This window comes from Clavibacter sp. (assembly GCF_014802555.1).
GTDB lineage: Bacteria > Actinomycetota > Actinomycetes > Actinomycetales > Microbacteriaceae > Clavibacter > Clavibacter sepedonicus.
Genome location: NZ_JAAVCB010000151.1, coordinates 1 through 11,060 on the forward strand (window position 1 = coordinate 1; position 11,060 = coordinate 11,060).

7 protein-coding genes and 2 pseudogenes are annotated in these 11,060 nt (G+C 74.1%); 4 read left to right on the forward strand and 5 right to left on the reverse strand.

The annotated features are described in order from the left end of the window. Window positions 1-7 precede the first annotated feature (7 nt). Window positions 8-910, reverse strand: coding sequence for a LysR family transcriptional regulator (locus HDR73_RS16300; RefSeq protein WP_041464724.1), 903 nt, complete (start codon window positions 908-910; stop codon window positions 8-10). 170 nt (window positions 911-1,080) lie between these two features. Here HDR73_RS16300 and HDR73_RS16305 point away from each other — a divergent pair, with 170 nt between their 5' ends. Genes HDR73_RS16305 through HDR73_RS16320 form a run of 4 tightly spaced genes read left to right on the forward strand, consistent with a single transcriptional unit; the run spans window position 1,081 to window position 6,499 of the window. Then, window positions 1,081-4,740, forward strand: coding sequence for a bifunctional proline dehydrogenase/L-glutamate gamma-semialdehyde dehydrogenase (locus tag HDR73_RS16305; RefSeq protein WP_041464723.1), 3,660 nt, complete (start codon window positions 1,081-1,083; stop codon window positions 4,738-4,740). After that, window positions 4,741-5,199, forward strand: a complete 459-nt coding sequence (locus HDR73_RS16310) for a GNAT family N-acetyltransferase (RefSeq protein WP_012300045.1) — start codon at window positions 4,741-4,743, stop codon at window positions 5,197-5,199. Window positions 5,200-5,237: 38 nt separating this feature from the next. Next, complete coding sequence (locus tag HDR73_RS16315) at window positions 5,238-5,900, forward strand: hypothetical protein (protein WP_106408697.1); 663 nt, start codon at window positions 5,238-5,240, stop codon at window positions 5,898-5,900. A 20-nt stretch (window positions 5,901-5,920) separates the two neighbouring features. Further along, window positions 5,921-6,499 (forward strand): 4'-phosphopantetheinyl transferase family protein, encoded by a 579-nt coding sequence (locus tag HDR73_RS16320; RefSeq protein ID WP_012300043.1) that lies wholly within the window; start codon window positions 5,921-5,923, stop codon window positions 6,497-6,499. A 27-nt stretch (window positions 6,500-6,526) separates the two neighbouring features. On the opposite strand, the gene HDR73_RS16325 is transcribed toward HDR73_RS16320, so the two are convergent. The 4 genes and pseudogenes from HDR73_RS16325 to HDR73_RS16340 form a co-directional block, all read right to left on the reverse strand. Continuing rightward, on the reverse strand, window positions 6,527-7,747 hold the full coding sequence (locus tag HDR73_RS16325) for an ATP-binding protein (protein ID WP_086935927.1): 1,221 nt from the start codon (window positions 7,745-7,747) through the stop codon (window positions 6,527-6,529). Between the two features lie 55 nt (window positions 7,748-7,802). Then, window positions 7,803-9,116 (reverse strand): M1 family metallopeptidase, encoded by a 1,314-nt coding sequence (locus tag HDR73_RS16330; protein ID WP_012300041.1) that lies wholly within the window; start codon window positions 9,114-9,116, stop codon window positions 7,803-7,805. Further along, window positions 9,113-10,948, reverse strand: a pseudogene (locus tag HDR73_RS16335) (Pls/PosA family non-ribosomal peptide synthetase); the annotation flags it as partial. The gene HDR73_RS16330 and the pseudogene HDR73_RS16335, both read right to left, overlap by 4 nt. Before the next feature lie 10 nt (window positions 10,949-10,958). Next, window positions 10,959-11,060, reverse strand: a pseudogene (locus HDR73_RS16340) (IS481 family transposase); the annotation flags it as partial.

Genomic DNA, 11,060 nt, shown 5'->3' on the forward strand with positions numbered 1-11,060 from the left:
CGACGGCTCAGCCTGCGACCGGCCCCATGTCCTCGACCGCGCGCGCGAGGGCGTCGCGGCAGGCGCGGATCCCCGGCCGGTCGAGGCTGCCCACGCGCGACGACGTGAAGACCGTGCGCCGCGGCGAGCCGGGCAGGCCGATCAGCCGCACGTCGGGCTCGCGTCCGGCCCACACCAGATCCGGCAGCACGGACGCCGCGTGCCCGCCGCGCACCAGGTCGATGTGCGCCTGCAGGTCGGCCGTCACGTACCGCACGTCCGGCTCGAAGCCCGCGACCCGGCACACCTGCTCGGCGAAGTGGCGCGACGCCGTGCCCGCGGGCTCCATCACCCAGGGCAGGCGGCGCGCGTCGGAGATGGACCGGACGTCGTCGCGGCCGGGCGGGAGGCCGAGGCGGAGCGGATCCACGCACAGCTCCTCGCGGTCGAGGTCGGCCGGCCGGGGTGCCGCGTGCGCCGGGTACTGCTCGGCGATGACGAGGTCGTGGTCGCGCGCCCACACGTCGTGCAGGCCCGACTCCGGCTCGCGCATCGTGATCTCGACCCGCAGGTCGGGGTAGTCGTCGCGGAGGATCGTGAGCGCGGGCGGCACGAGCGCGAGCAGCGCCGACTGGAACGCGGCCACGCGGATCGTGCCGGACACGTTCGCGAGCGACGCGTTCACCTCGGTCTCCGCCCGCTCCAGCCGCTCGAGCAGCGCCGTCGTGTGCTCGACGAGGATCTCAGCCTGCGGCGTGAGCACGACCCGCCGGCCGACCCGGCGCAGCAGCGGGACGCCCGCCTCGCGCTCGAGCTGCGCGAGCTGCTGCGACACCGACGACGGGCTGAACGAGAGCGCGTCGGCGACCGCGCCGATCGTGCCGCGGAGCTTGAGCTCGCGCAGGAGCCGCAGTCGTCGCATCTCGAGCACGTGCGCCTCCCGGGGATGTCAGGCGAGCGTGGAATCATCGGCAGGGCCGCACGATGATCATCGGAAACGTTCAGCGCATCCGATGAGAGTGTGGTCCCACACTGGGAGGACGCGCCCGCAGCGCGGCCGACGCCGGGGCTCCGGCCCACCTGAGACGAAGAGGTTCCCGCATGACCGCATCCGGCCCCGAGACCGCATCCGCCTCCACGACGGCGCAGTCCCCGACGATCGACGGCGCATCCGCCGCTCCGGATCGCGAGGCGCTCGCCGACCGGTCCGTCGCCCTCGTGCGCACGTGGCTCGCCGAGGCGGCCCAGCACCCCGCGGATCCCTCGGCCGAGCGCCTCGCGGGCGTCCTCAAGGACGAGAACGGCCTCGACTTCACCATCGGCTTCGTCGACCGGGTCGTGCGCCCCGAGGACCTCCCGGTCGCCGGCAACAGCCTCGCCGCGCTCACCGCCAAGACCCCCGGGTTCCTGCCCTGGTACATGCAGGGCGCGATCCGCGCGGGCGGCATCCTCGGCCTGGTCCTCCCGCAGATCGTCGTCCCGGTCGCGCGCCGCGTGCTGCGCGAGATGGTCGGGCACCTCATCGTCGACGCGACGAGCGAGAAGCTCGGGCCGGCCATCCAGAAGCTGCGCGAGGGCGGATCCCGCCTCAACCTCAACCTGCTCGGCGAGGCCGTGCTCGGCGAGAAGGAGGCCGCGCGCCGCCTGGCGGGCACGCGCGAGCTGCTCGCCCGCGACGACGTCGACTACGTCTCCATCAAGGTGTCGAGCGTCGTGTCGCAGCTGTCGATGTGGGCGTTCGACGAGGCCGTTGACAAGGTCGTCGAGCGGCTCACCCCGCTGTACGAGCTGGCGTCGGAGGCCGCGACCCCGAAGTTCATCAACCTCGACATGGAGGAGTACAAGGACCTCGACCTCACCATCGAGGTGTTCACGCGCGTGCTCGACCAGCCGCAGGTGAAGGACCTCGAGGCCGGGATCGTGCTGCAGGCGTACCTGCCCGACGCGCTCGCCGGCCTGCAGCGACTCACCGCCTGGGCGCAGGAGCGTCGCGCGGCGGGCGGCGCGCCCATCAAGGTGCGTATCGTCAAGGGCGCGAACCTCGCGATGGAGCAGGTCGACGGCCGGATGCACGACTGGCCCGTCGCCACCTGGTCCACGAAGGAGCAGACCGACACGCACTACAAGCGCATGCTCGAGCACGCGCTCCAGCCCGCCGCGGCCGACGCCGTGAAGGTCGGGGTCGCCGGCCACAACCTCTTCGACGTCGCCTACGCGTGGCTGCTCGCCGAGGAGCGCGGCGTGACCGACCGGATCGAGTTCGAGATGCTCCTCGGCATGGCGACCGGCCAGGCCGAGGCCGTGAAGCGCACGGTCGGCGGGCTGCTGCTCTACACGCCCGTCGTGCACCCGACCGAGTTCGACGTGGCCATCTCGTACCTCATCCGCCGCCTGGAGGAGAACGCGAGCCAGGAGAACTTCATGTCGGCGGTGTTCGAGCTGAGCACGTCGGCTGAGCTGTTCGCGCGCGAGGAGTCGCGGTTCCGCGCGTCGCTCGCCGGCGTCGACGACACCGTCCCCGCGCCGAACCGCACGCAGGACCGCCGCTTCCCGCCGGAGCTCGACGACGTGGATCCGCTCGCCGAGCCGGAGACGCCCGCCGAGCCCGAGGAGGAGGTCGACCCGCAGCTCACGAGCGTGGTCCAGGGCTTCACGCGCGGCTCGCTGCTGACGCCCGACGCGCTCGTGGACCCCGACGCCTCCGCGACGCCGTTCCACAACGCGGCCGACACGGATCCGGCGCTGCCGACGAACCGCGCCTGGGGCCGCGAGATCCTGTCGCGCGTGGAGGCCTCGCAGCTGGGCGTCGCGACCATCGAGGCCGCGCGCATCGACTCCACGGAGCAGCTGGACGACATCATCGACGGCGTCCGCACCGCGGCAGCCCGCTGGGGTGCCCGCCCCGGCGACCAGCGTGCCGCGCTCCTGCACCGCGTGGGCGTCGCGATCGAGCGCAACCGCGCGCGCCTCATCGAGGTGATGACGTCCGAGACCGGCAAGACCATCGCCGAGGCCGACCCCGAGGTCAGCGAGGCCGTGGACTTCGCGCACTACTACGCTGAGCGCGCCCGCGAGCTCGACCGCGTGCAGGGCGCCCGGTTCGTGCCGTCGCGCGTCACCGTCGTGGCGCCGCCGTGGAACTTCCCCGTCGCGATCCCCGCGGGCAGCATGCTCGCGGCCCTCGCGTCCGGCAGCGGCGTGGTCGTCAAGCCCGCCGGCCAGGCCCGCCGCTCCGGCGCCGTGCTGGTCGAGGCGCTCCGCGAGGCCGGCGTGCCGCGGGAGCTCCTGGCGCTCGTCGACGCGGGCGAGGCCGAGTTCGGCGAGCACCTCATCTCGCACCCGGCGGTCGACCGCGTGATCCTCACGGGCGGCTACGAGACCGCCGAGGTCTTCCGTTCCTGGCGCTCGGATCTGCCGCTCCTCGCGGAGACCAGCGGCAAGAACGCCATCATCGTGACCCCCAGCGCCGACCTCGACCTGGCCGCGGCCGACGTCGTGAAGAGCGCGTTCGGCCACGCGGGCCAGAAGTGCTCGGCGGCGAGCCTCGTGATCCTCGTGGGCTCGGTCGGGAAGTCCCGCCGCTTCCTCACGCAGCTCACCGACGCGGTGTCGTCGCTGCGCGTGGGCTACCCGTCGGACCCGACGACGCAGATGGGCCCGATCATCGAGCCGGCCGCGGGCAAGCTCAAGCACGCGCTCACGCAGCTCGGCGTCGGCGAGAAGTGGCTCGTCGAGCCGTCGCAGATGGACGAGACCGGCCGCCTCTGGTCGCCCGGCGTCCGCGACGGCGTGAAGCCCGGGTCGTACTTCCACCTCACCGAGTTCTTTGGACCCGTGCTCGGCGTGATGCGCGCGCGGACGCTCGAGGAGGCGATCCGCTTCCAGAACGCCATCCCCTACGGCCTCACCGCGGGCCTGCACAGCCTCGACGCGCGCGAGCTCGAGCAGTGGCTCGAGACCGTGGAGGCCGGCAACCTCTACGTGAACCGCGGGATCACGGGCGCGATCGTGCAGCGCCAGCCGTTCGGCGGCTGGAAGCGCTCCTCGGTCGGATCCGGCACCAAGGCCGGCGGCCCGAACTACCTCATGGGCTTGGGCACCTGGGTCGCGGACGCCGGTCGGCACTCCAGCTCGCTGCACCTGCGCGGGCTGTCGCCGCGGGTCACGGAGCTCATCGAGTCGGCGCAGCCCGCCATCCGCTACGAGGACTTCGACCTGGTCCGCCGCTCGGCGCTCAGCGACGCGGTCGCCTGGCACGACGAGTTCGGCCAGGTGAAGGACCCGAGCGGCCTCGGCGTCGAGCGGAACCTGTTCCGCTACCGGCCGCTGCCCGTCACGGTGCGGCTCACCGAGTCGGGTGCGCTCGCCGACCTGCTCCGGGTGCTCGCGGCCGGGCGCCTCGCGCGCGCGGAGATGCACGTGTCGGTGCCGGGGATCCTGCCCGCCGGCCTCGGCCAGGTGCTCGACGACCTGCCCACCGTGCACGTGACCATCGAGACGGACGACGCGTGGCTCGCCCGGGTCGCGGCGTCCGGGATCGCGACGGAGCGCGTGAGGCTCGTCGCCGCGCGCTCGTCGCGGCTGGTGGAGGCGCGCGCCCTGTCCGATGCGCTTCGCGGCACCCCCGACGTCGCGGTCTTCGCCGACGAGGTCACCGCGGCCGGCCGCGTCGAGATGCTCACGTTCCTGCGCGAGCAGGCGATCAGCATCACGGCCCACCGCTTCGGCAACCCGGACGACTGGAGCGAGGCGGTCATCTAGGTGACCGGGATCGAGGTCCGCGCGCTGGCGGCCTCGGAGGTCGGGCGGCTCGAGCAGGAGGAGCCGCCCGGCCGCGGGTTCGCGCGCGCCATGTGGGCGCTGCAGGAGGCGGGCGGATCCACGCTGCTGGTCGCGTGGGACGGCGACCGTCCCGTGGGCGCCGGCCAGCTCGACCTGCGCGGCGACGTGCCCGAGCTGCGGAACCTGCGGGTGGACGAGGCCGAGCGCGGACGCGGCATCGGCACGGCGATCATGCGCGCGGCCGAGGAGCGCGTCGGATCCGGGCCCCTCGCGGTGGGCGTCGGCCTCGACAACCCGCGGGCCCGCGCGCTGTACGAGCGGCTCGGCTACCGCGGCACGGGGGAGAACACGACGACCACGTACGCCTACGTGGACGACGCGGGCGTCACGCGGCGGGCGACGGAGACCGACGAGATGCTGGTGCGCGCCCGGGGATGAACCGCACGCGGCCCGACGGGATCCGCGAGCCTGGGCGCATGCAGACATCCGAGGCCGTCGACCGCGCCCGGACGCTGTGGGCCGATGGCCGCCGACGCGACGCGATCGTCGAGCTGCGGACGCGGGTGCGCAAGGAGCCGGGCGACGCGGTGGCGCGGCTGCTCCTCGCGTCCTGGTACCGCGAGGTGCGCGCGCCCGACCAGGCTGCTCGGTGGGGCATCGCCCTGCACGGCTGGACCACACCGCGCGAGCGAGAGCTGCTGGCCCGCCTGATCGCCTCGTCCGGTGTCCGGGACGAGCACCTCGGCCGCTTCCTCGCGCTGCCGGCGGGCGAGCGGCCGGCGGAGCTCGACGAGGTCATGGTCGTCGTGGGCGGTCTGCGCGCGCCCGACGGGTGGCGCGGCGCCAAGCCGCTGCGGCGCTCCGACCGGCGGAGCCAGGTCGTGCGCACCCTGGCCGTGCTCGGCTGGCTGATGCTCGGGGGCTCCCTGCTGGTGTCGGGCTGCGTGGCGATGACCGGCGACGACGCGACGCCGCTCGCGCGCGGCGGTGCCGCCCTGGCGCTCCTGCTGCTCGCCGTCGCCGCGGTCGTGGAGGGGACACGTGCGCGTCGGGGCTGGTGGTGGGTCGGCCCGTCGACCGTGCTGCTCGCCGGGGCGCTCGTGGCCGGCGCGGTCGTGCTCGCGCGGATGGCCGCGTGACGGCCGCCTAGGGTCGACACGTGATCCCCGCTCCCGCCGTCGTGCACGTGTCGGTGGCGCGGGTGGCCGCGTCGGCCGACCGCTCCGCGCGCACCGCGGCCGGTCGTGACGCTCTCCGGGCGCTCGCCGCGGGGCTCGTGGGTGCGGATCCCGCGGCCGTCACCGTCCGCGCCCGCTGCGCCACGTGCGGCGGCGAGCACGGCCGGCCGGTGCTCGGCGGATCCCGCGCGCTCGACGGCCTGCACGCGAGCGTGGCGCACGCGGGCGACGCGGTGGTGGTCGCCGTCAGCGCTGACGGGCCGGTCGGGATCGACGCCGAGCCGCGCGACCGTGAGGCGCCCCCCGGGATGGCCCTCGCGGGGTGGGTGCGGATCGAGGCGGTGCTGAAGGCCGACGGGCGCGGGCTCCTCGTGGATCCGGGGCGCGTGCGTTTCGCCGGGGACGCGGACGGGACCGTCGCGTGGATCGACGGCGAGGAAGCGCGCTACCGGGTCGTCGAGGTCGCGCTCGCGTCCGACCTCGTGGCTGCTGTCGCGCGCTTTGCTGGGCCCGCCGGTGCGCAGCCGCTCACGGCGGAGATCCGCTCGCTCGCCCTCTGAACGGGACGCGGCATCAGCGAAGGCGATTCACTCGTTCTCCGCCTGGTCGAGCACGAACTCCGTGAACCCCGGCACGGTGAACGACAGGTGCCCGTGCTTGTTCGCGTCGAGGAGGCCCTTGTCCAGCAGCTTCTGGCGAGCGACGGAGATCGCTCGAGTGGTCGTCGACAGAGCCTCGGCGAGATCGGCGCGCTTCACGTCCACTCCACCCAGCCGCGCTACCGCCACGAGCATGTCCTGCTGTCGCGGACTGGCGGACCTCCAGCGCGCGGTGAAGAGCGTATCCATCTCCGCACCGACGGACGGCAGCGCGGCCAGGACGTCCTCGAGCGCGATGGTGTCATCTGGTCGCAAGCCGTCACGGGCGAGGCGCCCGGCAGCTGCACGCCACGACGCGTCGCCGATCAGCTGGACCTTGTAGGGATAGCCGCTCGACTCCGCCACAGCCCGATCGAGGGCAGCCACGTCCCAGTTCACGGCGACGGTCGTGGCCGTGCCTTCGAGCGCCTCGCGCGCGCCAGCGTCGGACAGGCCGTGCATCGGCTGGAAGCTGAACCGCTCGCTGAACGTCACGGCCTTGTTGATCTTCGTCGGGGCACCCGGCAGCCCGACGGCGAAGAGCGCGGTCCGCGGCTGCCCGGGTTCGAAGGCGCGGAGCGGGGCCATCTCCTGCCACGCGTAGGCGAGGGTGCGCAGGCTCTCGGGGTCCGCCTCCTGGATCTCGTCGATGAGGATCGCGACCCCCGCGTCCCCGTCATGGATCACGGCGTCGATCGCGGCGCGGATCGCCTGCTGGACTTGCTTCGCGGATGCGGCCGTCCGTCTCTTCTCCGGGGTCATCGAGACGCCGACCTGCACGATGCCGGGAGCCCCCAGCGTGACCGTGGCCGAGTCGATCGCCTCGAGGGCGGCCTTCCGCAGACGCGTGCCGGTTCCGACGACCTGCCGGAGCTCGCCGAGCAGGGATCGGACCAGATCCTCGTCGGGATCCGCCGTGATCAGCACGGTCCGGACGCCGTACCCGCCGAAGATGCGCTGCGCCTCCCGGAGCAGCGACGTCTTGCCGATCCCGCGGGGACCGTGGTCGACGTGCACGCGGGGGATGAACAGCCCATCGGACGCCATGCGCTGGGCGGCCTCGCGGAACTGCTGCAGCTTGTCCGCCCGCCCGGGCAGGCTCGTCGGCACGGATCCCGGCGTGTAGGGACTCAGCGACTCACTGGGGTGGCGCCCATCGTCGTTATACATCGACCCGAAGTATAACAACGATGGCGCGCAGTCAGAGGTGTCGCGATCCGCCTCCTCAGCGCCGCCGCACCCGCGGCAGCGCCGGCAGCGGCCCGTCCGCGAGCCATGCGCGGAGCAGCGCGCCCGCGTCGCCGGCCGCGCCGACGAGGTCCGCGGTCGTGCGCGGCGCCGTCCACGCCGGATCCGTCCACTTGAGCAGCAGCTGCCGCCACGCCGCGTCGCCGAGCGTCAGCCGCAGCGCGTGCACCGCGAGGGCGCCGCGCTTGTAGACGACGTCGTCGAACATCGACTCCGGTCCGGGATCGCCGATGCCGAGCTGCGTGCCGTAGCGGTCGAGACGAGTGTGGTGCTGGCGCGCGAGCTGGTCGGCGGTCGCGCCGCCTGCCTCCTCCGACCACAGCCACTCGGCGTAGCAGGCGAAGCCCTCGTTGAGCCAGATGTGCTGCCACGACGCGAGGCCCACCGCGTTGCCGAACCACTGGTGCGCGAGCTCGTGGGCGACGAGCCGCTCGGATCCGCCCGTCCCGTCCGCGTGGTTCGACCCGAGCACGGCCATCGCCTGCGCCTCGAGCGGGATCTCCAGCTCGTCGTCCGTGACGACGACGCGGTACTCGTCGAACGGGTACGGCCCGAACAGGGTCTCGAAGAAGGCCATCATGCGGGGCACGAGCGCGAGGTCCTGCAGCACGCGGGCCTCGCGCGGCTTCGGGTACGCGAAGACCGCCTGCGTGGATCCGGCGGGCACGCGCCGCTCCGAGTAGCGGCCGATCTGCACGGTCGCGAGGTACGGCGCGGTGGGCGCGTCCTGCTCGTACGTCCAGGTCGCGCGGCCCGAGCGCTCGAGGCGGGAGACGAGCCGGCCGCTCGCGATCACGGAGTAGTCGACCTCGCACGCGATGCGGATCCGGAAGGCGGCCCGGTCGTCCGGCCGGTCGTTGCAGGGGAACCAGGTGGACGCGCCGCTCGGCTGCGACGCGACGAGCACGCCGTCGCCGAGCTCCTCCCAGCCGAGGTCGCCCCAGACCGTGCGACGCGGACCCGGCTCGCCGGAGTAGGCGACGTCGACCGTGAACGTCGCGCCCGCGGGGATGGGAGCCGCGGGCGTGACGACGAGCCGCCCGCCGCGCTGCACGTGCCGGGTCTCGCGGCGGCCGTCGACGCGCACGTCGCCCGCGCGGAGGCCCGTGAGGTCGAGCTCGAGGCGGGGGAGCGGCTCGCGCGCGACGGCCGTGATGACGGCGCGCGCCTTCAGTCGGTTGCGGGCCACGCGGTAGTCGAGGTCGAGGTCGTAGCGCCCGACCGCGTAGGCGGTGGATCCGACCTCGGGGGTGTACGCGTCGCCGGACGACGGACCTGCCGCGGCCCTCACCGGTGACCGGCGGTCGCGCGCGCGGTGGCGTCGGTCGGAGCGGTCGCGGCGGCGCCCGCGGACGCCGCGGCGGCGCTCGCGGGCAGGTAGCGGCCGAGCGTCACCTCGCGCCACGGGCCGATCGGGTTGCCGCTCCAGCGGCTCGCCTCCGGCACGAGCTCCCCGCGCATCACGAGGCTCGCGGGGCCCACGGTGGCCTGCGGGCCGATGCGCGCCGCGGGGAGGATGACGCTGTGCGGCCCGAGGGTCGCACCGGCGTCGAGGGTGACGGTGTCCATGCTCATGATCCGATCATGGAACAGATGCGTCTGCACGACGCACCCGCGATTGATCGTGGAAGCGTCCCCCAGCGTCACGAGGTCGGCCTCGGGCAGCCAGTGCGAGTCGCACCAGACGCCGGATCCGATGCGCGCGCCGAGGCTCCGCAGCCACCACACGAGCGCGGGCGTGCCCGCGGCCGACGACGCGAACCAGGGCGCGGCGACCATCTCGGTGAAGACGTCCGACACCTCGCTGCGCCACACGAACGACGACCACAGCGGGTGCTCCTCCGCGCGGATGCGGCCGATGAGGATCCACTTGGCCGCCGTCGAGACGCCCGCCGCCACCGCGCCGGCGACCAGCAGCACGACCCCGCCGAGCAGGAACGCGACGAACGGGCCCCACGCCTCGGTGAGCGCGGCGAGGGTCACGAGCACGGCCAGGCCGATTGCGCAGGTGACGAACACGGGCACGACGCGCAGCAGCTCCCAGAGGATGCGGGCGACGCGCAGCCGCATCGGCGGGGCGAACGTGCGGGAGTCGTCCGCCGCGGCGACCGTGCGCCGGAGCCGGACGGGCGGGGAGCCGAGCCACGAGGATCCGGCCTTCGACTTCGTGGGCGCCGCCGAGAGCACGGCGACGAGGCCGTCCTTCGGCACCTTGTGGCCGGGCCCCGCCATGCCGGAGTTGCCGAGGAACGCGCGCTGGCCGATCTCGGCGCGGGCGACGCGCATCCAGCCGCCGCCGAGCTCGTAGCCGGCGACGAGCGTGTCGTCGGCGAGGAAGGCGCCGTCGCGGATGGTGGTCATCGCCGGGATGAGCAGCACGGTCGACGCCTCGACGTCCTTGCCCACGCGCGCGCCGAGGAGCCGGAGCCACACGGGCGTGAAGAGGCCGGCGTAGAGCGGGAAGAGCACGGTGCGGGCCATGTCGAGGAGGCGCTCGGTGGTCCAGAGCTGCCAGCCGACGCGGCTGCGCACCGCGTGGATGCCCTCCGTCACGCCGAGGCCGAGCAGGCGCACGGATCCGACGACGAGCAGCGCGAGCACGAGCCCGGTCACGAGTACGGCGGGCACGAGCGCGCCGAGGCCGCGCCACCAGACGTCGCCGAGGTCGGCGGATCCGCGGATGGCGGCCGCGAGGATCGCGCCGCCCGCGACGAAGCCGAGCACCGGGACGAGCGCGGTCGCGACGGACGCTGCTCCGTACGCGGTGACCCAGCGCGTGTTGCGCGGCGGCCGGTGGTCGGGCCACCAGACGCGCGCCTTGCCCTCGCGCGCGGCGGGGGACCCGGCCCAGCGCTGGCCCGCCGGCACGCGGCCGAAGACGGCGGAGCCGGGCGCGATCTCCGCGCCCTTGCCGATGCGCGTGCCCGGCAGCAGCGTCGAGCGCGTGCCGACGGTGGATCCCGCGCCGATGCGGACGGCGCCGACGCGCACGGTGTCGCCGTCGATCCAGTAGCCGGAGAGGTCGACCTCCGGCTCGACCGATGCGCCCCGGCCGATGCGCAGCATGCCCGTGACGGGCGGCAGCGTGTGCAGGTCGACGTCGTCGGCGATGCGCGCGCCTAGCTGTACTGGGTCATGACGTTGGTGACACTCGGGCCGCGGGCGTGAGCCCGTGGCTTGAGTGGATTCGTTCAGTGTTGTAGTGCTCGATGAAGGGGTCAAGCGCGTCGGCGCG